A 19,392-nucleotide genomic window follows, 5' to 3' on the forward strand; every position below is an offset into this window, starting at 1 on the left:
CGACGAGTCGCCGCAGGACGCACTGCTCGACCGGCTGGCCGGCTTGGCGCCGCGCGAGATGCGGCGGGCGCTGATGGTCGCCTTCGGCAATGCGCGGCTCGACGGCCGGCCGGAACTGCGGGTGGACGACCTGCCGCGCGCGGCCCAGGGGCGGGGACGGGTCGGATTTATTCAGTAGCCCCCCGGCTTTTCACGCCGCTGCCCCGGCGTGAAAAGCCACCCCCGGAGGGGGAGGCTGCCCCGGGCCTTGGGGCGGCCCGGCGGCCGGGGCGGCTGGAACAGGCGCTGCGCTGAATAGGCGGGGTAAGGCGCCGACGCTGCGCTTGGCGCTGGCGCTGGCGCTGGCGCTGGCGCTGGCGCTTAGTGTGCGGAGATTGCGGTTGGCGTTTGGCATATGAGCCTCGGGTGGAGCCGCCGCGCGTAAAAGCCGCTCACCGACGCACCGCAGCGCCCGGCGAGAATCGTGCGGCCATGTCCCTGCCTTCCAGTCTTTTCCTCATCGCGCTGCTGATCGCGGCGAGTGCGTTCTTCTCGGTGTCCGAGATCTCGCTGGCCGCCTCGCGCCGGCTGCGGCTGCGGCAGCTGGCCGACGAGGGCGAGGCGCGGGCCGAGCGGGTGATGCGCCTGCAGGAGCAGCCGGGCCCCTACTTCACCGTGGTGCAGGTCGGGCAGAACGCGATCGCGATCCTGGGCGGCATCGTCGGCGAAGGCGCGCTCAGCCCGTTCTTTGAATCCGCCTTCGCGCTCTGGCCGGCCGCGGCGCCGCGGGCGGCGACCTGGGGCTTTCTCTGCTCGTTCGTGCTGGTCACCTCGCTCTTCATCCTGTTCGCCGACCTGGTGCCGAAGCGGCTCGGCATGAGCGATCCCGAACGCATCGCCGTGCGGGTGGCGCGGCCGATGCTCGCGCTGATGCGCATCCTGCAGCCGCTCGCCTGGATCTACGGACGCGCCGCCGACGGCCTGTTCCGCCTGTTCGGCCTACCGACCCAGCGCGACGACCGCATCACCTCCGAGGACATCCTCGCGATGACCGAGGCCGGAGCGCTCGCCGGCGTGCTGGCCGCGAGCGAGCAGCAGGTGATCGCCAACGTGTTCTCGCTCGATACCCGGACCATCGCCAGCGCCATGACGCAGCGCGACCGGATCGCCTATTTCCTGCAGGACGACCCCGACAGCGTGGTGCGGGCCCGCATCGCGGCCGAGCCGTTCTCGACCTATCCGGTCTGCGACGGCGACATCGACCATGTGCTCGGATACGTCGATGCCAAGGACCTGTTCCAGCGCGCGCTCAACGACCAGCCGATCGCCCTGTCCGACCCGGGCCTGGTGCACAAGGCGCTGATCGTGCCCGACCGGCTGACGCTCGCCGAGGTGCTGGACCAGTTCCGGCTGGTCGGCGAGGACTTCGCCGTCATCGTCAACGAATACAGCCTCGTCGTCGGCGTGGTGACGCTCAACGACGTGATGAGCACGGTGATGGGCGACCTGATCTCGCCGCTCGACGAGGACCAGATCGTGCGGCGCGACGCGGATTCCTGGCTGATCGACGGCGTGACGCCGATCCAGGACGTGCGCCACGCGCTCGGCCTGGAGGATCTGCCGCATCCCGACGACTATGAGACGCTCGCCGGCTTCCTGATGGTGATGCTGCGCCGGGTGCCGCGCCGCACCGACAGCGTGACCTGGGGCGGCTACAAGTTCGAGGTGATGGACGTGGACAGCTACCGGATCGACCAGGTGCTGGTCTCGCGCACGACCGCCGGCGCGACCGCGGTGCCGCCCGCGCCCTGACCGGCGGCGCCCTGCGCCCTCATCCAGGCGTCGATGGCCTCCGGCTCGGTCTCGGTGCGCAGCCGCTGGAAGGCGGCCTCTGCCTCGGGGTGGCGGCGGCGCAGCAGGTTGAGCCACTGCTTCAGCCGGCCGACCCGCTGGCGCCCGGGAAACGCGGCGCTCACCAGCGCCCAGAAGTTCTGCAGCTGCGGCAGCACCGCCTCCCATCCGGTCGCCGCCGGCACGCCGGCCTCGCCGTCGGCCGCCCGGATCGCCCAGGCCAGACCGGGGTCGGCGACGATGCCGCGGCCGAGCATCAGCGCGGTGCCTTCGGATCGCTCGCGGCAGAGCTGCGCATCGGCCACGGTCCAGATCTCGCCGTTGGCGACCACCGGCACCGCGACGGCGGCGCGGATCGCGGGGATCTGCTCCCAGTACGCCGGCGGCCGGTAGCCGTCGGTCTTGGTGCGGGCATGCACCACGATCTCGCAGGCGCCGGCCTCGGCCAGCGCCTGGGCGCATTCCACCGCCCGGCGGCCGTCGCGTACGCCGAGCCGCATCTTGGCCGAGACCGGCAGCGCGTCCGGCACGGCACGGCGGACCGCCGACACGATGGCCGACAGGGCTTCCGGCGTGTCGAGCAGCGCCGCGCCGCCGCCGTGGCGGTTGACGACGTTGGCGGGGCAGCCGAAGTTCAGGTCGATCCCTTCGGGCTGCAGCCGCGCGAGCGCCGCCGCGTTGTCGGCGATGCAGGCCGGGTCGGAGCCGAGCAGCTGCGGCCGCACCGGCGTGCCGGCCGTGGTCCGGCTGCCATTGCGCAACTCGGGCACGTAGCGGTAGAACACCCGGTCGGGCAGGACGGTGTCGGTGATCCGGATGAATTCCGAGACGCACCGGTCCACGCCGCCTACGCGGGTCAGGATGTCGCGCAGGACGAAATCGAGCAACCCCTCCATCGGGGCGAGCAGCAGGGGCGCGCGGGTATGCATCGGGCCGCCATTGTGCCCGGCCGCCTTCGCTATCCTTTTGATAGCTTCATGCGCAGGCGGCACCTGCGCGAAACACCGATTTACGCCTGAAACCGGCCCTCAGCCCTTGCGGTGCCGCGAGCGTGCGCGGCGGCTGCGGTGGTGGCGGGTGGACTTGTTGCGGGGCTTGGCGGTCTTCGCCGACTGCTCGAATGCCTTTTCGCTCGGCGCGCCTTCGCTGCCGGGCTTGCGCATCTTCTCGCCGCTGCCGCGGGCGATGCGATGGCGCTTGGCCTGGATGTTGGCGTACAGCCCGGGGCGGGAGGATTTGGATTTCTTGGAGCCGGAAGATTGGCGGGCCATGGCGGTGGTCGTGCAGTGTGCGTGGATGAAGCCTGCAGTCTGCGCGGGTGCGCCCGGCGGCCTGTCAGCCTGCGTCATCCCGCACGGTCGGCGAATGCCCAGTTCCGCTGCGCCGCGAAGACGCTGTTCGGATACGGCGCGCGGCCCCGGCTGCCGTTGTACCGGCCGAGCGCCATGAACGCATCGCCGCGCTCGCGCTCCAGGTAGTGCCGCAGGATCACGCAGCCGAAGCGCAGGTTGGTCTGCAGGTGGAACAGCCGTTCCGGCTCGCCCTGGCCGATGGTGCGCATCCAGAACGGCATCACCTGCATATAGCCGCGCGCGCCGACGCTGGAGACGGCGAACTTGCGGAAGGCGCTCTCGACCTGGATCAGCCCAAGCACCATCGACACGTCGAGCCCGGCGCGGCGCGACTCGTACCAGACGGTGCGCAGGAATTCGACCCGGCTGTCGCGGTCCGGCATGCGGCGCCGCAGCCGTTCGGCCATCTCCGAGAGCCAGCGCATGTGCTGAATGCGCGAGGCGGTATCGGCGAATTCGGGGATCGGTGGTGCGCTGGCGGCGATCGCGGCACTGAGCGCGGTGCGGACCGCGTCGGCCAGCGGCTCCTCCAGCTGGGCGCCGGCATGGGCGATCCCGGGCAGGCCGAGCCACGGCACGGCGCCCGTGACAGCCGCGGTCGTCGATGCCAGCCACGCGCGGCGCGGCACACCGGCCGCGCGCCCGTTCATGCGGCGAGCCGGCCCTTCAGATGGGCCAGGATGTCGGCGGCCGCGACCTTGGTGGCGGCGGTGTCGCGGCGGTGCTGGTATTCGACCTGGCCTTCCTTCAAGCCGCGGTCCGACAGCACCACCCGGTGCGGCACGCCGATCAGCTCCCAGTCGGCGAACATGGCGCCCGGCCGCTCGCCGCGGTCGTCCAGCAGCACGTCCACCCCGGCGGCCAGCAGGTCCGCGTACAGCGATTCGGCGGCGGCCTTCACCGCCTCGCTGCGGTCCATGCCGATCGGGCAGACGACCACGGTGAAGGGCGCGATCGCGTCGGGCCAGATGATCCCGCGCTCGTCATGGTTCTGCTCGATGGCCGCAGCCGGCAGGCGGGTGATGCCGATGCCGTAGCAGCCCATCTCGAAGTGGCGCGGCTTGCCGTCCTCGTCGAGGAAGGTCGCGTTCATCGCCCGGCTGTACTTGGTGCCGAGGTAGAACACGTGTCCGACCTCGATGCCCCGCTCGATCGCCAGCACGCCGCGGCCGTCCGGCGACGGGTCGCCCGCCACCACGTTGCGGATGTCGGCCACCAGGTCCGGCTCGGGCAGGTCCCGGCCCCAGTTGACGCCGGTGATGTGCGCATCGGGCTCGTTGGCGCCGCAGATCCAGTCGGCCATCAGCGCGACCTCGCGGTCGGCCACGATCTTCAGCGGCTGGCGCAGCCCGACCGGGCCGAGGTAGCCCGGCTTGCAGCCGAAATGCGCGTCGATCTCGCCGGCGGTCGCGAAGCGGAAGCCTCCCTCGAAGCCCGGCAGCTTGCCGACCTTGACTTCGTTCAGGTCGTGGTCGCCGCGCAGCAGCAGCAGCCAGACCTGGATCTTGGCCACTTCGCCCGGCTCGTTCAGGGTGTCGGTCGCCAGCACCAGGGACTTGACGGTGGTGGCCAGCGGCACGCCGAGCAGGGCCGCGACGTCGGCGCAGGTGCTCTTGCCGGGCGTCCGCACGCGGGCGAGCGGCTGCGAGGCAGCGCTGCGCCCGCCGGTGGGCGCCAGCGCTTCAGCTTTCTCCATGTTGGCCGCGTAGTCGCTGTCGGGCGCGTAGACGATCGCGTCCTCGCCGGTGGCGGCGATCACCTGGAATTCCTGGCTCAGGTCGCCGCCGATCGCGCCGCTGTCCGCCGCCACCGCGCGGTAGCGCAAGCCGAAGCGGTCGAAGATGCGGCGGTAGGCGTCCGTCATCACCTGGTAGCTCGCCTGGGCCGCCTCGGGGCTGCGGTCGAAGCTGTAGGCGTCCTTCATCGTGAACTCGCGGCCGCGCATCAGCCCGAAGCGCGGACGGCGCTCGTCGCGGAACTTGGTCTGGATCTGGTAGAGGTTCTTCGGCAGCTGCTTGTAGCTGCGCAGCTCCTGGCGGGCGATGTCGGTCACCACCTCCTCGCTGGTCGGCTGCACGACGAAGTCCCGGCCGTGGCGGTCGCGGATGCGCAGCAGTTCCGGACCCATCTTGTCGAAGCGGCCGGTTTCCTGCCAGAGCTCGGCCGGCTGGACGACGGGCATCGTGATCTCGACCGCACCGGCGCGGTCCATCTCCTCGCGCACGATCGCCTCGACCTTGCGGATCACCCGCAGCCCCATCGGCATGTAGCTGTAGATGCCGGCGCCGAGCTTCTTGATCATGCCGGCGCGCATCATCAGCCGGTGGCTCGCCACCTCGGCGTCGGCGGGTGCTTCCTTGAGGGTGGAGACGAAGAATCGGGACGCTTTCATGGGCGGCAGCAACAGGGTTCGAAGGGGGGCGCACCGGGGGTGCGGAACGCCTGGAAACCGCGCGGAATCAGGGGATTCCCGGCCTTGCAGGCGGTGTCCTTGCCGGGCCGAAAGCCGCGTGCATAATGGACTCAGTTCAAAAAATTGGGGTTTGATTATGCTCGACCGGGACGGCTTCAGGCCCAACGTCGGCATCGTCCTGCTCAACCAGAGAAATCAGGTGTTCTGGGGCAAGCGCATCCGGACCCACAGCTGGCAGTTTCCGCAAGGCGGCATAGACCGCGGAGAAACGCCCGAGCAGGCGATGTTCCGCGAGCTCCACGAGGAAGTGGGCTTGCAACCGGACCATGTGCGCATCGTCGCGCGCACCCGGGACTGGTTGCGCTACGAGGTGCCCGACCGCTACATCCGGCGCGACGCGCGCGGCCATTACAAGGGCCAGAAGCAGATCTGGTATCTGCTGCAGCTCACCGGCCACGACTGGGACCTGAACCTGCGCGCGACCAACCATCCCGAATTCGACGCCTGGCGCTGGAACGACTACTGGGTGCCGCTCGACGTGGTCGTGGAATTCAAGCGCGGCGTCTACGAGATGGCGCTGACCGAACTCGCCCGCTTCCTGCCGCGCCCCGAACAGCGCAACCGCTACCTGCGCAGCAGCATGCGACCGCCGCGCGACAACGACGCGCCCGGACACGCCCACCACGCGCAGCCGATCGGCCCGCTAGAACTGCCGCCGGGCGCCACCTTCGATCCCGATCCGTCCACGGCCACCGCGTCGATCCTGAAAGACCAGCCGCATGCGTCTCGCTGACAACCGGCACCGGCTCCTGCGCCGCGCCGCCTGTACCGCCGCCGGCCTGCTGCTCGCCGGCAGCGCCCTCGCCGCCAACATGCTCGTCCCGCCGCCCGAGGGCGGCTATCCCGAGGATGCGGCCCCGCCGCCGCCCGCCTTCGACATCGGCCGCGCAATCGTCGTCGGCCTGCCCAACGCCACGTCGGTGGTGATCGCGGTCGATCCCGACACCATCACCCTCGGCCGCGATGGCGTGGTGCGCTATGTGGCCATCGCCCGCAGCGTGACCGGCGGCGCGGTCACCGCGATGTACGAAGGCGTGCGCTGCGCGACGGCCGAAGTGAAGGTCTATGCGCGGCATTTCGCCGACGGCGGCTGGAAGCCGATCGGGGAGCCGACCTGGCAATCGCTCCACGATGCCGGCCCGTCGCGCTATTCGCTGCCGATCGCCAAGGCCGGCGTCTGTCGCGAGTCCGCCCCCAACGGCAGCCCGCGGCAGATCGCCGCCGACCTGCGCAATCCGCTCACCCTCCGGTCGCCCTGACGGCGGCCGGGCCGGCCATCACCGCACCACGATCAGGTTGTCGCGGTGCACCATCTCCGGCTCGGCGGCATAGCCGAGCAGCTTCTCGATATCGGCGGAGGCGCGCCGGCACAGCAGACGAGCTTCGGCGCTCGCGTAGTTCGCGAGGCCGCGGGCGATCTCGGTGCCCGCCGGATCGCGCACCGCGATCACCTCGCCGCGCGAGAAATCGCCCTCCACCGCCACCATGCCGATCGGCAGCAGGCTCTTGCCCTCGTCGCGCAGCTTGGCGACGGCGCCGGTGTCCACCGTGACTGCGCCGCGCAGCTGCAGGTGGTCGGCGATCCACTGCTTGCGGGCCTGCTGCTTCTGCGTCGGCGCGACCAGCAGCGTGCCGATCGACTCGCCCGCCACCAGGCGCAGCAGCGCGTTCGGCTCGCGCCCCCAGGCGATGACCGTGGAGGCGCCCGAGCCTGCCGCCCGCTTGGCGGCCAGGATCTTGGTCAGCATGCCGCCGCGCCCGATCGAGGAGCCGGCGCCGCCGGCCATCGCCTCCAGCGCCGGATCGCCGGCGCGGGCCTGATGCACAAATTCCGCTGCCGGGTCCTTGCGCGGGTCGGCGGTGTAGAGGCCGCGCTGGTCGGTCAGGATGATCAGCACGTCGGCCTCGACCAGGTTGGCGACGAGCGCGCCCAGCGTGTCGTTGTCGCCGAACTTGATCTCGTCGTTGACGACCGTGTCGTTCTCGTTGATGACCGGCACCACGCCCATCCGCAGCAGCGTCAGCAGCGTGGAGCGCGCATTCAGGTAGCGCTCTCGGTCGGCCAGGTCGGCGTGGGTCAGCAGCACCTGGGCGCTGCCGATGCCGCAGGCGCTGAGCTGCGACTCGTACATCTGCGCCAGGCCCATCTGGCCGACGGCGGCCGCCGCCTGCAGTTCGTGCACCGCATGCGGCCGGGTGCTCCAGCCGAGCCGCTTCATGCCCTCGGCGATGGCGCCGCTCGACACCATCACCATCTCGCGCCGCTCGCCGTCCGCCGTGCCGCCGACCAGCGCGGCCAGCTGCCGGCACCATTCGCCGATCGCCGCGGCATCGAGCCCGCGGCCCTCGTTGGTCACCAGACTGGACCCGACCTTGACGACGATGCGCCGTGCGGAGCGCAGCGCGGAAACAGCGTTTTCATTCAGCATATCGGCCTTCGGCGCCCGTCCCTCGGGCACAGACAGCTATGAAATTAGGAGCATTACCGGCACCGTCCGGCAGCGTCAGCCCGCGTCGGTCCCGCCGGCGAAGCGCGGATCGATTTCGGCCGGCGGCTGCTCGGCCACCTGCTCGGCCTGCACGTGGCGGAAGATCGCCTGGATCAGCGGCTCGCAGCCCTCGCGCGTGAGCGCCGAGATCTCGAACACCGGACCCTTCCAGCGGAAGCGCTTGACGAAGTCCTTGACCTTCGTCGCACGCTCCTCGGCCGGCACCATGTCGAGCTTGTTCAGCACCAGCCACCGCGGCTTGTCGTACAGAGCCGCGTCGTATTTCTTCAGCTCGCCGACGATCGCCTTGGCCTGCGCGACCGGGTCCACGCCCTCGTCGAACGGCGCCAGGTCGACGATGTGCAGCAGCAGCCGGGTGCGCTGCAGATGGCGCAGAAACTGGTGGCCGAGCCCGGCGCCTTCGGAGGCGCCCTCGATCAGCCCGGGAATGTCGGCGATCACGAAGCTCTGCTCCGGACCCACCCGCACCACGCCCAGGTTGGGATGCAGCGTCGTGAACGGATAGTCGGCGATCTTCGGACGGGCGTTCGATACCGCGCTGATGAAGGTCGACTTGCCCGCGTTGGGCATGCCCAGCAGGCCGACGTCGGCCAGCACCTTCAGTTCGAGTTTCAGACTCTTGCGCTCGCCCGGCCAGCCCGGTGTCTTCTGGCGGGGCGCGCGGTTGATCGCACTCTTGAAGCGCAGGTTGCCGAAGCCGCCGTCGCCGCCCTTGGCGATCGTGACGATCTCGCCCGGGACCAGCATCTCGTAGAGCACGTCGCCAGTTTCCGCGTCGGTGATGATCGTGCCGACCGGCATCTTGAGCGTGATGTCGTCGCCCGCGGCGCCGAACATGTCCGAGCCCATGCCGTGCTGGCCGCGCTTGGCCTCGTGGCGGCGGGAGAAGCGAAAGTCGACCAGCGTGTTCAGGCTCGGGTCCGCCACCGCGAATACATGACCGCCCCGGCCACCGTCGCCGCCGTTGGGTCCGCCAAATTCCTTATATTTTTCGTGCCGGAACGACACGCAGCCGTTGCCGCCGTCGCCCGCGGCGATGTCGATATAGGCCTCGTCTACGAATTTCATGGTCGTTCCAGTCTACCGAAGGGGCCGCCGAACGGCCGGCCCGAAAAGCACGAAGCCCCGACCAGGCGGGGCTTCGCGGATCGATCGGGGTGCGGCGTCAGGCCGGGGTCACCGTGATCGTGTGCTTGTTCATCGCACCCTTCACGCCGAACGACACGCGGCCGTCGACCAGTGCGAAGATCGTGTGGTCCTTGCCCACGCCGGTGTTCGGGCCGGCATGGAAGCGCGTACCGCGCTGGCGCACGATGATCGAGCCGGCGGTGATCAGTTCACCACCGAAAGCCTTCACGCCGAGCATCTTGGGCTTGGAATCGCGCCCGTTTCGCGTAGAGCCGCCGCCTTTTTTCTGTGCCATGACCTGTGCTCCTTAACCGGCGATCGCGCCGATTTGCAGTTCGGTGAACTGCTGGCGATGGCCTTGACGTTTCTGGTAGTGCTTGCGACGGCGCATCTTGAAGATGCGAACCTTGTCGTGCTTGCCGTGCGACAGCACGGTAACCGTCACAGATGCGCCGGACACCAGGGGCGTGCCGACCTTGAGTTCCGAGCCGTTGCCGACTGCCAGAACCTGGTCGATCACGATTTCCTGGCCTACGTCCGCAGCAATCTGTTCTACTTTGATTTTTTCGCCGGAAGCAACGCGATACTGCTTGCCACCGGTTTTTATGACCGCGTACATGTAAACCTCTTGAAATGAGTCCTGCAGACGGATTTCCGCAGAGCCTGCGATTATAGCATTCTGTCTCCACCTGCGCCGTCCAGCGCCCCGCCCTTCAGGGTCGTTTCTATAATTTGCGCGGTCCCAGACCCGCCCCTGCCTCCCTTGACCGTCCTCACCGCACCTCCGGCCGAACCGACCACTGCCGACATCCTCGCCCTGATCGCCGACGACATGCGGGAGGTCGACGCCGTCATCGCGCAGCGCCTGGACTCCAGCGTCCCGCTCGTCGGCGAAGTGGCCCGCTACATCATCGCCGCCGGGGGCAAGCGGCTCCGCCCCGCCCTGCTGCTGCTCACCTGCGGCGCCCTCGGGTGCCGCGACGGTCAGCGCTTCCAACTCGCCGCCGTCGTCGAGTTCATCCACACCGCGACCCTGCTGCACGACGACGTCGTCGACGATTCCACGCTGCGCCGCGGCCGCGCCACCGCCAACGAGGTGTTCGGCAATCCCGCGAGCGTGCTGGTCGGCGACTTCCTCTATTCGCGTGCATTCCAGATGATGGTCGACACCGGCCGCATGCCGGTCATGCAGATCCTGTCGGAAGCCACGAACGTCATCGCCGAGGGCGAAGTGCTGCAGCTGATGAACATGCACGACGCCGGCCTCGACCAGGAAGGCTATCTGCGCGTCATCCGCTCCAAGACCGCCAAGCTGTTCGAGGCCAGCGCCCGGCTCGGCGCGATCGTCGCCGACGCGCCGCCTTCCCTGGAAGGCGCTTGCGCCGCCTACGGCCAGGCGCTCGGGACCGCCTTCCAGGTGATCGACGATGTGCTCGACTACGACGGCACGTCGGAAGAACTGGGCAAGAACCTGGGAGACGACTTGCGCGAAGGCAAGGTGACATTGCCGCTGATCATCGCGATGCAGCGCGGCACCCCCGCACAGTCCGCCCTGATCCGCAGTGCCATCGAAAACGGAGAAGGATCGCTCGACGACGTGCTGTCCATCGTGCGCGACACCGGCGCGATCGACGCCACGCGCGAAGCGGCGGCGGCAGAGGCTCAACGCGCGATCGATGCGATTGCAGATCTGCCGTCCAATCCACACACAAAAGGTTTGCTACAATTAGCGGCTCAGCTGCTGACGCGCCGCTCCTGATCACGGGAACGACGATGACAGCCAGCCACAATCACACGGGGTGTAGCTTAGCCTGGTAGAGCGCTACGTTCGGGACGTAGAGGCCGGAGGTTCGAATCCTCTCACCCCGACCAGATTTCAGAGCAGAAATCCGGTCATCCTGCCGCCATGCAGCGTGCGCAGGGGCCACACAGCGGGCAGCGCGCCCGATGGTAGGATGCACCTCCCCAAGCTCCTCCCGCACTCTCCTCTTCATGGCTGCAGCCGATCCTGCCTCGCGCGATTCCGGCACTCTGGCACTTCCGGGTCTGGGCAGAACCTTGGTGGCGGCCGGTGTCATTGCACAAAAGACCGCCGAAGATCTGTTCCGGAAATCGCAGGGCGCACGCACCAGCTTCATCGCTGAACTCACCGGCTCCGGCGTCGTGTCCCCTCCGGACCTAGCGCACGCGATGTCGGTCGCATTCGGTGCACCGCTGCTGGATCTGTCGGCGATCGATCCGATGCGATTGCCCAAGGACCTGCTGGATCCGAAGATCTGCCAGAACTACCGTGTGGTAGTGCTCAGCAAGCGCAACAACCGGCTGATCGTCGCGACCGCCGATCCGACCGACCAGGAAGCTGCCGAAAAGATCAAGTTTTCCACTCAGCTCGGCATCGACTGGGTGATCGCCGAGTTCGACAAGCTGACACGGCTGCTCGAAGCCAGCGGCCCCTCATCGGCAGAACAGCTCGACTCGATGCTGGCTTCGGAATTCCAGTTCGACCTGGAGCCTACCCCGGAAGAAACGCCCGACACGCTCGCAGCCGAAGTCGAAGACGCGCCGATCGTCAAGTTCCTGCAGAAGATGCTGCTCGACGCCTTCGCGCTGCGGGCGTCCGACCTGCATTTCGAGCCCTACGAACACAACTACCGCGTCCGTTTCCGCATCGACGGCGAACTGCGCGAGTTCGCCTCGCCGCCAGTCGCGATCAAGGACAAGCTCGCTTCGCGCATCAAGGTGATTTCCCGTCTGGACATTTCCGAGAAGCGGGTGCCGCAGGACGGCCGGATGAAGCTGAAGATCGGCGACCGCGTGATCGACTTCCGAGTCAGCACCTTGCCCACGCTGTTCGGCGAAAAGATCGTGATCCGGATCCTGGACCCGAGCAGCGCGCAGATGGGCATCGAGGCCCTCGGCTACGAGCCCGAGGAGAAGGAACGCCTGCTCAACGCGATCTCGCGGCCGTACGGCATGATCCTAGTGACCGGGCCGACCGGTTCCGGCAAGACCGTTTCGCTCTACACCTGCCTGAACCTGCTCAACAAGCCGGGCGTGAACATCGCGACCGCGGAAGACCCGTCGGAAATCAATCTGCCGGGCGTCAACCAGGTCAACGTGAACGAGAAGGCCGGCCTGAACTTCGCCGCTGCGCTGCGTTCGTTCCTGCGGCAGGATCCCGACATCATCATGGTCGGCGAAATCCGCGACATCGAAACCGCCGACATCTCGATCAAGGCAGCCCAGACCGGTCACCTGGTGCTGTCCACGCTGCACACCAACGATGCGCCGACGACACTGACCCGGATGCGCAACATGGGCATCGCGCCGTTCAACATCGCGTCGAGCGTGATCCTCATCACGGCGCAGCGGCTGACGCGACGGCTGTGTCCGCAGTGCAAGCAGCCTGCCGACATCCCCGACAAGGCCCTCCGCCAGGCAGGCTTCACGGCCGAGCAGCTCGACGGCACCTGGAAGCCCTACAAGCCGGTGGGCTGCAGTGCCTGCAACAACGGCTACAAGGGCCGGGTCGGCATCTACCAGGTCATGCCGATTTCCGAAGCGATCCAGGCGATCATCCTGCGCGACGGCAATGCGACGGAGATCGCGGCACAGGCGCGGGCCGAAGGCATCCGCTCGCTGCGGGAAGCAGGGCTGCACAAGGTACGGCAGGGCGTGACCTCGCTCGAGGAAATCCTGGCGGTCACCAACGAATAGCCCTCGGGGCAGTCACACAGGACGGATCATGGCAACGGCTGCGGCACGAGGCATCAAGGAATACGTCTTCGAGTGGGAAGGCAAGGACCGGCAGGGCAAGCCGGTGCGCGGCGAACTGCGCGCCAGCGGCGAGAACCAGGTCACCGCGACCCTGCGCCGGCAGGGCGTCTTCCCGACCAAGATCAAGAAGCGGCGAACCCGTTCGGGCAAAAAGATCAAGCCGGCCCACATCGCCGTCTTCACCCGTCAGCTCGCGACGATGATGAAGGCCGGGGTGCCGCTGCTGCAGTCCTTCGACATCGTCGGCCGCGGCAATGCGAATCCCAACGTGACGCGGCTGCTGAACGACATCCGGGCCGACGTCGAGACCGGCACCTCCCTCTCCAGCGCTTTTCGCAAGCATCCGCTGTACTTCGACAGCTTGTACTGCAACCTGGTCGAGGCCGGCGAATCGGCCGGTATTCTGGAATCACTGCTCGACCGCCTGGCCACCTACATGGAGAAGACCGAGGCGATCAAGGCGAAGATCAAGTCGGCCCTGATGTATCCGACCTCGGTGCTGATCGTCGCCTTTGTCGTGGTGGCGATCATCATGATCTTCGTGATCCCGGCATTCAAGGAGGTGTTCTCCTCCTTTGGTGCGGACCTGCCGGCCCCCACGCTGTTCGTGATCGCGATGAGCGAATTCTTCGTCAGCTACTGGTGGCTGATCTTCGGATCGATCGGCGGCGGCCTGTACTTCTTCTTCCAGGCCTGGAAGCGCAACGCGAAGATGCAGCGCACCATGGACCGGCTGTTGCTGAAGGTACCGATCTTCGGCGCGCTGATTGAGAAGGCCTGCGTGGCGCGGTGGACCCGCACGCTGTCGACGATGTTCGCGGCCGGCGTGCCGCTGGTCGAGGCGCTCGACTCCGTAGGCGGGGCGGCCGGCAACTCGATCTACGAGGATGCGACCGAGAAGATCCAGCAGGAAGTCTCCACCGGCGTCAGCCTGACGGCTGCGATGAGCAACGTCAACCTGTTTCCCAACATGGTGCTGCAGATGTGCGCGATCGGCGAGGAATCGGGCTCGATTGACCACATGCTCGGCAAGGCGGCGGACATCTACGAAGGCGAGGTCGACGAGATGGTCGCGGGCCTGTCCAGCCTGATGGAGCCGATCATCATCGTGTTCCTCGGCACCCTGATCGGCGGCATCGTCGTGTCGATGTACCTGCCGATCTTCAAGCTCGGGCAGGTGGTGTAGTGGTGCTGATCTCGCCTGCCGCGGATATCGCGGTCGCCGCCCTGTTCGGCCTGCTGCTGGGCAGTTTTCTCAATGTGGTGGTGCACCGGCTACCGGCGATGATGGAACGCCAGTGGCGCGCCGAGTGCATCGCCTTCATGGCGGACAAGGGCATCGGCACCGCTCCGGCGCCGACGGAGACCGCGCCCGCACCGCCGGCGGAGCGTTTCGACCTGATCGCACCGCGCTCGCGCTGCCCGTCCTGCGGCCATGCGATCCGCTGGTACGAGAACCTGCCGGTGGTGAGCTGGATCGCGCTGCGCGGCAAATGCTCGCAGTGCCGTGCCCCGATCGGCCTGCGCTATCCGGCGGTCGAGCTGGCGACGGCCGGCCTTTTCGCCTTCTGCGCCTACCGCTGGGGCATCACGCCGGCCGGTGTCGCCTGGAGCGGCTTCGCAGCCGCCCTGCTCACGCTCGCGCTGATCGATTGGGACACGACGCTGCTGCCCGACGACATCACGCTGCCGCTGCTCTGGGCGGGGCTGATCGCCGCAGCGCTGCATTGGACGCCGGTGCCGTTGCTGGCAGCCCTGTGGGGCGCCGTGGCCGGCTATCTGTCGCTTTGGAGCATCTACTGGGTCTTCAAGCTGCTGACCGGCAAGGAAGGCATGGGCTACGGCGATTTCAAGCTGTTCGCCGCCCTCGGTGCCTGGTTCGGCTGGGAGGCGCTGGTTCCGCTCATCCTCGTGGCGTCGATCGTCGGCGCGGTGGTGGGCATCGGCATGAAGCTGCGCAGTTCGCTGCGCGAAGGCGGCTACGTGCCTTTCGGCCCGTTCCTCGCGGCAGCCGGCCTGGCCGGCATGGCTTTCGAGCCGGCCTGGGTGCTGCGGATCGCGGGCTTCTGACGCACCGCATGCGTACGCTGGGCCTGACGGGCGGCATCGGCAGCGGCAAGAGCACGGTCGCCGGCCTGCTCGCCGAACACGGTGCCGCGGTGGTGGATGCCGACGCCCTGTCGCGCGGCCTGACGGCACCCGGCGGCGCGGCGATCGATGCGATCCGCACCGTGTTCGGCCCGGCGTTCATCACGCCCGACGGCGCCCTGGACCGCGATCGGATGCGGCAGACGATCTTCGCCGAGCCTGCCGCCCGCCAGCGGCTCGAGGCCATCGTGCATCCGCTGGTACGCCAAGCCACCGAACAGCGGCTCGACGCAGCCCGCCGCCAGGGCGCTGCCTGCGCGGTGTTGGACATTCCGCTGCTGGTCGAGTCCGGGCAATGGGCGGCGCGGGTCGACCGGGTGCTGGTGGTCGACTGCAGCGTCGCCACCCAGGTCGAGCGGGTGCAGCGCCGCAGCGGGCTCGACGAGGCGGCGGTCCTGCGCATCGTCGCCGCACAGGCGAGCCGCGCGCAGCGCCGCGCCGCGGCCGATGCGGTGGTCTTCAACGATGGCTGCACCCTGGCACAACTCCGGTGCATGCTGTCCCGGATCGCCCGGTACTTGGGACTATGATGACCAGCGTGATTCTGTACGAGTACCCCTTCAACGAGCGCATCCGGACTTACCTGCGGCTGGAGCAGCTGTTCCGCCGCCTCGGCGAACTGGCATCGCGCGAACATCCGCTGGACCACCACTTCGCGCTGGTCTCGATCTTCGAGATCATGGACGTATCGGCCCGTGCCGACCTGCGCTCGGACGTGCTCAAGGACCTGGAAAAGCAGAAGCAGTTGCTCGACGGCTACCGCGGCAATCCGTCGATTTCCGAGAAGGTGCTCGACGGCGTGATCGCGCAGATCACCCACTGCTTTGACACGCTCAACCAGCAGACCGGGCGTGCCGGACAGGCGCTCACCGAGAACGATTTCCTGATGGGTATCCGCAGCCGGATCGGGATTCCCGGCGGCACCTGCGGCTTCGACCTGCCGGCCTACTACGCCTGGCAGCACCGCAGCGGCGCCCAGCGGCGCCACGACATCGGCGAATGGGCCTCGACACTCGCGCCGCTGGCCGAATCGATCTATCTGCTGCTGAAGATGCTGCGCGACACCGGCATGCCGCAGAAGGTGATGACCCAGAACGGCCAGTTCCAGCAGACCCTGCCGCAGGGCCGCAGCTTCCAGCTGCTGCGCCTCAGGCTCGACCCGGCGACCGGTTTCGTGCCGGAGATCAGCGGCAACCGGCTGATGGTGTCGGTCCGCCTGATGCGGCCGGAAGAAGACGGCCGGCTGCATGCCGCCACCGAAGACGCGGGCTTCGAACTCACGCTCTGCGCCTGACCGGCCGGCGCGCGACAATCCGCGCCATGTCTGCCGGATCCGACCCGCGGGGCGACGCGCCCCCTCCCCTCACACCGCGCACCGTCGCCTGCCCCGCCTGCGGCGGCGACAGCGTCTACAGCCTCGACAACCCGCACCGACCGTTCTGCAGCGCCCGCTGCCGCGGCATCGATTTCGGCCAATGGGCCAGCGAGGAATTTCGGGTACCGACCGAAGGGCCGCCCGACGACGAACCGTTCGGCGACCCTCGGCATCAGCACTGAATAGGGCTTTTGCGCCCGCCCTGCCTGCCTAGCCAGCTACAGAATGTGTAGCACCGCGGAAACCCTGCTCCTCGGCCATCCAGGCCAGGACCGGGAAGGCGCCGGGCAGCACCGGCGTGACCTGCAGCGGTAGCGTCTGCCAGGCCATCGACTGGCCTTCGCGCATCTCGAAATCGCCGTCCCATGTGCGGACCTTGCACCAGTGCAGCCGGACCAGCGCATGCGGGTAGTCGTGCTCGGTCACCTTCCAGACCTCGGCCGCACCGATGGTGATGCCGAGCTCTTCCTGCAGTTCGCGGCGCAGCGCCTGCTCGACCGTTTCGCCCGCCTCCAGCTTGCCGCCCGGAAACTCCCAATACCCGGCGTAGGGCTTGCCTTCGGGCCGGCTGGTCAGCAACAAGGCACCGTCGGCGCGGATCAGGATGCCGACGGCGACCTCGGTGTGCCGGCGCGATTCGGGCGTCGCCTCAGGCATCGCGACGCCCGGTGTGGTCGCGCGCGAACTGGTAGGCGACCCGGCCGCTACGCGACCCGCGTTCCAGCGCCCAGACCAGCGCTTCCGGCCGGGCGGCTGCGATCTGCTCCGGCGTGGCGCCGAAGGCCGCCAGCCACTGCGCGGCGATGGCGAGGTACTCGTCCTGGCTGAACGGATAGAAGCTGACCCACAGACCGAAGCGTTCGGACAGCGAGATCTTCTCCTCGACTACCTCGCCCGGATGGATCTCGCCATCGTCCGACGTCGTGTAGCCCAGGTTGTCCTTCATGTGCTCGGGCAGCAGGTGCCGGCGGTTGCTGGTCGCATAGACCAGCACGTTCGGCGTGGCGGCGGCGACCGATCCGTCGAGGATCGACTTCATCGCCTTGTAACCCGGCTCGCCGTCCTCGAAGCTCAGGTCGTCGCAGTAGACGATGAATTTCTCCGGCCGGCCCGACACCGCCTCCACGATGTCCGGCAGGTCGGTCAGGTCGGCCTTGTCGACCTCGACCAGCCGCAGACCCTGCGGGGCGAAGGTATGCAGGCAGGCGCGGATCAGCGAGGACTTGCCGGTGCCGCGGGCGCCGGTCAGCAGCACGTTGTTGGCCGGCCGGCCCTCGACGAACTGACGGGTGTTGCGCTCGATCTTTTCCTTCTGCGCATCGATCTCGCGCAGGTCCGCCAGCCGCATCTCCGCGACATGCCGGACCGGCTCCAGCCGGCCGACACCGGTCCCGCGCTTGCGGTAGCGCCAGGCGATCGAGGCGCCCCAGTCGGGCGGCGACAGCGGCTGCGGCAGCACCGCTTCCAGCCGGGTCAGCACCCGTTCGGCCTGGGCGAGCAGTTGTTCGAATCGGTCGTTCATCGGCGGGCGGTGCGGCGTAGCAGCATCAGGACCGGTAGTCGGCGTTGATCGTCACGTAGTCGTGGCTGAAGTCGCAGGTCCAGACCGTGTCGGCCGCATCGCCGCGGCCGAGCCCGACGCGTACCGTGATCTCGGCCTGCTTCATCACGCGCTGGCCGTCTTCCTCGCGGTAGTCCGGATGCCGGCCGCCGCGGGTCGCGACATGCACGTCGTCCAGATGCAGTTCGATGCCGGCCTGGTCCAGATCCGCGATGCCGGCGTAGCCGACCGCCGCCAGGATGCGGCCGAGGTTCGGGTCGCTGGCGTAGAAGGCCGTCTTCACCAGCGGCGAATGGGCGATGGCATAGGCCACCGTGCGGCATTCCTCGGCCGTGCGGCCGCCCTCGACCTGTACCGTGATGAACTTGGTGGCGCCCTCGCCGTCGCGCACGATCGCCTGCGCCAGTTGCCGCGCCACGCCGAGCAGCGCCTGCTGCAGCGCGCGCCCGTCGGGGCTGTCGAGCGATTCGACCACCGGGTGATCGGCTTTGTGCGTCGCGATGACGATGAACGAGTCGTTGGTCGACGTGTCGCCATCCACCGTCACCCGGTTGAACGAGCCTTCGGCCAGTTCGCGGGCGAGCCGCTGCAGCACGGCCGGCGCCACGCGGGCGTCGGTGGCGAGAAAGCCCAGCATCGTCGCCATGTTCGGCCGGATCATGCCGGCGCCCTTGCTGATGCCGGTGATGCGGACCGTGGCGCCGCCGACGGTCGCCTGGGCGCTGAACGCCTTCGGCACCGTGTCGGTGGTCATGATGCCTTCGGCGGCACGGCCCCAGTGGTCGGGCTGCGCGTCGGCGATCGCGGCGGGCAGGCCGGCGGCGATGCGGTCGACCGGCAGCGGCTCCATGATCACGCCGGTCGAGAACGGCAGCACCGCGACGGACGGCACGCCCAGCAGCGTTGCCGCCGCGTCGCAGGTCGCGCGGGCGCGGGCCAGACCGTCGGCGCCGGTGCCGGCGTTGGCATTGCCGGTGTTGATGACCAGCGCGCGGATCGGTGTGCCCGCCGCGAGGTGCTCGCGCCCAACCTGCACCGGTGCCGCGCAGAAACGGTTCTGGGTGAACACGCCGGCGACGCTCGCGCCGTCGTCCAGCAGGAAGACGGTCAGGTCCTTGCGGCCGGCCTTGCGGACGCCGGCCTCGGTCACGCCGATGCGCACACCGTCGATCGCCAGCAGGGACGCCGCATCGGGCGCCGACAGATTCACGGGCATGGAAGCTCCTTGGATGACGGCG

Annotated in this window: 21 protein-coding genes and 1 tRNA gene; 11 read left to right on the forward strand and 11 right to left on the reverse strand. The window is 68.5% G+C overall.

Annotated elements, in window-relative coordinates; all coding sequences use genetic code 11:
- Window positions 1-471: 471 nt before the first annotated feature.
- Entirely contained in the window at window positions 472-1,791 is a 1,320-nt protein-coding gene (locus tag QZ500_RS12450; protein ID WP_295855729.1) for a hemolysin family protein, read from the forward strand.
- On the opposite strand, the gene QZ500_RS12455 is transcribed toward QZ500_RS12450, so the two are convergent.
- The 4 genes from QZ500_RS12455 to QZ500_RS12470 form a co-directional block, all read right to left on the reverse strand.
- A complete protein-coding gene (locus QZ500_RS12455) occupies window positions 1,722-2,759 on the reverse strand; it encodes a tRNA-dihydrouridine synthase (protein WP_295855730.1) in 1,038 nt (345 codons plus the stop codon). The genes QZ500_RS12450 and QZ500_RS12455 overlap by 70 nt on opposite strands.
- Window positions 2,760-2,858: 99 nt before the next feature.
- Window positions 2,859-3,101 carry a hypothetical protein gene (locus QZ500_RS12460; RefSeq protein WP_295855731.1) on the reverse strand — a complete coding sequence of 81 codons (243 nt, stop codon included), beginning with the start codon at window positions 3,099-3,101 and terminating at the stop codon, window positions 2,859-2,861.
- A gap of 74 nt (window positions 3,102-3,175) precedes the next feature.
- Complete coding sequence (locus QZ500_RS12465) at window positions 3,176-3,832, reverse strand: lytic transglycosylase domain-containing protein (protein ID WP_295855732.1); 657 nt, start codon at window positions 3,830-3,832, stop codon at window positions 3,176-3,178.
- Window positions 3,829-5,574 (reverse strand): proline--tRNA ligase, encoded by a 1,746-nt coding sequence (locus tag QZ500_RS12470; protein ID WP_295855733.1) that lies wholly within the window; start codon window positions 5,572-5,574, stop codon window positions 3,829-3,831. The genes QZ500_RS12465 and QZ500_RS12470 overlap by 4 nt, the downstream gene beginning before the upstream one ends.
- A 157-nt stretch (window positions 5,575-5,731) precedes the next feature.
- On the opposite strand from QZ500_RS12470, the gene QZ500_RS12475 reads away from it, so the two are divergent.
- Both QZ500_RS12475 and QZ500_RS12480 read left to right on the forward strand, forming a co-directional pair.
- Window positions 5,732-6,388 (forward strand): RNA pyrophosphohydrolase, encoded by a 657-nt coding sequence (locus QZ500_RS12475; RefSeq protein WP_295855734.1) that lies wholly within the window; start codon window positions 5,732-5,734, stop codon window positions 6,386-6,388.
- Window positions 6,375-6,914, forward strand: coding sequence for a CNP1-like family protein (locus tag QZ500_RS12480; protein ID WP_295855735.1), 540 nt, complete (start codon window positions 6,375-6,377; stop codon window positions 6,912-6,914). Before QZ500_RS12475 ends, QZ500_RS12480 begins: the two co-directional genes overlap by 14 nt.
- Window positions 6,915-6,932: 18 nt before the next feature.
- On the opposite strand, the gene proB is transcribed toward QZ500_RS12480, so the two are convergent.
- The 4 genes from proB to rplU form a co-directional block, all read right to left on the reverse strand.
- On the reverse strand, window positions 6,933-8,084 hold the full coding sequence (gene proB, locus QZ500_RS12485; protein ID WP_295855736.1) for a glutamate 5-kinase: 1,152 nt from the start codon (window positions 8,082-8,084) through the stop codon (window positions 6,933-6,935).
- A 75-nt stretch (window positions 8,085-8,159) separates the two neighbouring features.
- Window positions 8,160-9,233, reverse strand: a complete 1,074-nt coding sequence (cgtA, locus tag QZ500_RS12490) for an Obg family GTPase CgtA (protein ID WP_295855737.1) — start codon at window positions 9,231-9,233, stop codon at window positions 8,160-8,162.
- A gap of 97 nt (window positions 9,234-9,330) precedes the next feature.
- A complete protein-coding gene (rpmA, locus tag QZ500_RS12495) occupies window positions 9,331-9,588 on the reverse strand; it encodes a 50S ribosomal protein L27 (protein WP_295855738.1) in 258 nt (85 codons plus the stop codon).
- Window positions 9,589-9,600: 12 nt separating this feature from the next.
- A complete protein-coding gene (gene rplU / locus QZ500_RS12500) occupies window positions 9,601-9,912 on the reverse strand; it encodes a 50S ribosomal protein L21 (protein ID WP_288535058.1) in 312 nt (103 codons plus the stop codon).
- Between the two features lie 213 nt (window positions 9,913-10,125).
- Here rplU and QZ500_RS12505 point away from each other — a divergent pair, with 213 nt between their 5' ends.
- The 8 genes from QZ500_RS12505 (at window position 10,126) to QZ500_RS12540 (ending at window position 16,775) form a co-directional block, all read left to right on the forward strand.
- Window positions 10,126-11,052, forward strand: coding sequence for a polyprenyl synthetase family protein (locus QZ500_RS12505; RefSeq protein ID WP_295855812.1), 927 nt, complete (start codon window positions 10,126-10,128; stop codon window positions 11,050-11,052).
- Between the two features lie 36 nt (window positions 11,053-11,088).
- Window positions 11,089-11,165: transfer RNA gene (locus tag QZ500_RS12510), tRNA-Pro, on the forward strand.
- Between the two features lie 120 nt (window positions 11,166-11,285).
- Window positions 11,286-13,010, forward strand: a complete 1,725-nt coding sequence (gene pilB, locus QZ500_RS12515) for a type IV-A pilus assembly ATPase PilB (protein ID WP_295855739.1) — start codon at window positions 11,286-11,288, stop codon at window positions 13,008-13,010.
- A 28-nt stretch (window positions 13,011-13,038) separates the two neighbouring features.
- On the forward strand, window positions 13,039-14,256 hold the full coding sequence (locus tag QZ500_RS12520) for a type II secretion system F family protein (RefSeq protein ID WP_295855740.1): 1,218 nt from the start codon (window positions 13,039-13,041) through the stop codon (window positions 14,254-14,256).
- A 2-nt stretch (window positions 14,257-14,258) separates the two neighbouring features.
- Window positions 14,259-15,140: an A24 family peptidase gene (locus QZ500_RS12525; RefSeq protein ID WP_295855741.1), complete on the forward strand. Its 882-nt coding sequence runs from the start codon at window positions 14,259-14,261 to the stop codon at window positions 15,138-15,140.
- Window positions 15,141-15,148: 8 nt separating this feature from the next.
- Window positions 15,149-15,748 carry a dephospho-CoA kinase gene (coaE, locus tag QZ500_RS12530; protein ID WP_295855742.1) on the forward strand — a complete coding sequence of 200 codons (600 nt, stop codon included), beginning with the start codon at window positions 15,149-15,151 and terminating at the stop codon, window positions 15,746-15,748.
- A gap of 8 nt (window positions 15,749-15,756) precedes the next feature.
- Window positions 15,757-16,512 (forward strand): cell division protein ZapD, encoded by a 756-nt coding sequence (zapD, locus tag QZ500_RS12535; RefSeq protein WP_295855813.1) that lies wholly within the window; start codon window positions 15,757-15,759, stop codon window positions 16,510-16,512.
- Window positions 16,513-16,538: 26 nt separating this feature from the next.
- A complete protein-coding gene (locus QZ500_RS12540) occupies window positions 16,539-16,775 on the forward strand; it encodes a DNA gyrase inhibitor YacG (protein WP_295855743.1) in 237 nt (78 codons plus the stop codon).
- A 28-nt stretch (window positions 16,776-16,803) separates the two neighbouring features.
- On the opposite strand, the gene QZ500_RS12545 is transcribed toward QZ500_RS12540, so the two are convergent.
- The 3 genes from QZ500_RS12545 to argJ are packed head-to-tail and all read right to left on the reverse strand — an operon-like array spanning window position 16,804 to window position 19,370.
- Window positions 16,804-17,250, reverse strand: a complete 447-nt coding sequence (locus tag QZ500_RS12545) for an NUDIX domain-containing protein (RefSeq protein WP_295855744.1) — start codon at window positions 17,248-17,250, stop codon at window positions 16,804-16,806.
- Window positions 17,243-18,115 carry an ATP-binding protein gene (locus QZ500_RS12550; RefSeq protein ID WP_295855745.1) on the reverse strand — a complete coding sequence of 291 codons (873 nt, stop codon included), beginning with the start codon at window positions 18,113-18,115 and terminating at the stop codon, window positions 17,243-17,245. Before QZ500_RS12550 ends, QZ500_RS12545 begins: the two co-directional genes overlap by 8 nt.
- Window positions 18,116-18,140: 25 nt before the next feature.
- A complete protein-coding gene (argJ, locus tag QZ500_RS12555; RefSeq protein ID WP_295855746.1) occupies window positions 18,141-19,370 on the reverse strand; it encodes a bifunctional glutamate N-acetyltransferase/amino-acid acetyltransferase ArgJ in 1,230 nt (409 codons plus the stop codon).
- Between the last annotated feature and the right edge of the window lie 22 nt (window positions 19,371-19,392).

This window comes from uncultured Xylophilus sp. (assembly GCA_913776965.1).
Taxonomy (GTDB): domain Bacteria; phylum Pseudomonadota; class Gammaproteobacteria; order Burkholderiales; family Burkholderiaceae_C; genus Xylophilus.

Excerpts from the sequence above, each read along its gene's own strand:
- QZ500_RS12450 (WP_295855729.1), top strand. The coding sequence starts at position 472 with ATGTCCCTGCCTTCCAGTCTTTTCCTCATCGCGCTGCTGATCGCGGCG.
- QZ500_RS12455 (WP_295855730.1), bottom strand. The coding sequence starts at position 2,759 with ATGCATACCCGCGCGCCCCTGCTGCTCGCCCCGATGGAGGGGTTGCTC.
- QZ500_RS12460 (WP_295855731.1), bottom strand. The coding sequence starts at position 3,101 with ATGGCCCGCCAATCTTCCGGCTCCAAGAAATCCAAATCCTCCCGCCCC.
- QZ500_RS12465 (WP_295855732.1), bottom strand. The coding sequence starts at position 3,832 with ATGAACGGGCGCGCGGCCGGTGTGCCGCGCCGCGCGTGGCTGGCATCG.
- QZ500_RS12470 (WP_295855733.1), bottom strand. The coding sequence starts at position 5,574 with ATGAAAGCGTCCCGATTCTTCGTCTCCACCCTCAAGGAAGCACCCGCC.
- QZ500_RS12475 (WP_295855734.1), top strand. The coding sequence starts at position 5,732 with ATGCTCGACCGGGACGGCTTCAGGCCCAACGTCGGCATCGTCCTGCTC.
- QZ500_RS12480 (WP_295855735.1), top strand. The coding sequence starts at position 6,375 with ATGCGTCTCGCTGACAACCGGCACCGGCTCCTGCGCCGCGCCGCCTGT.
- proB (WP_295855736.1), bottom strand. The coding sequence starts at position 8,084 with ATGCTGAATGAAAACGCTGTTTCCGCGCTGCGCTCCGCACGGCGCATC.
- cgtA (WP_295855737.1), bottom strand. The coding sequence starts at position 9,233 with ATGAAATTCGTAGACGAGGCCTATATCGACATCGCCGCGGGCGACGGC.
- rpmA (WP_295855738.1), bottom strand. The coding sequence starts at position 9,588 with ATGGCACAGAAAAAAGGCGGCGGCTCTACGCGAAACGGGCGCGATTCC.
- rplU (WP_288535058.1), bottom strand. The coding sequence starts at position 9,912 with ATGTACGCGGTCATAAAAACCGGTGGCAAGCAGTATCGCGTTGCTTCC.
- QZ500_RS12505 (WP_295855812.1), top strand. The coding sequence starts at position 10,126 with ATGCGGGAGGTCGACGCCGTCATCGCGCAGCGCCTGGACTCCAGCGTC.
- pilB (WP_295855739.1), top strand. The coding sequence starts at position 11,286 with ATGGCTGCAGCCGATCCTGCCTCGCGCGATTCCGGCACTCTGGCACTT.
- QZ500_RS12520 (WP_295855740.1), top strand. The coding sequence starts at position 13,039 with ATGGCAACGGCTGCGGCACGAGGCATCAAGGAATACGTCTTCGAGTGG.
- coaE (WP_295855742.1), top strand. The coding sequence starts at position 15,149 with ATGCGTACGCTGGGCCTGACGGGCGGCATCGGCAGCGGCAAGAGCACG.
- QZ500_RS12540 (WP_295855743.1), top strand. The coding sequence starts at position 16,539 with ATGTCTGCCGGATCCGACCCGCGGGGCGACGCGCCCCCTCCCCTCACA.
- QZ500_RS12545 (WP_295855744.1), bottom strand. The coding sequence starts at position 17,250 with ATGCCTGAGGCGACGCCCGAATCGCGCCGGCACACCGAGGTCGCCGTC.
- QZ500_RS12550 (WP_295855745.1), bottom strand. The coding sequence starts at position 18,115 with ATGAACGACCGATTCGAACAACTGCTCGCCCAGGCCGAACGGGTGCTG.
- argJ (WP_295855746.1), bottom strand. The coding sequence starts at position 19,370 with ATGCCCGTGAATCTGTCGGCGCCCGATGCGGCGTCCCTGCTGGCGATC.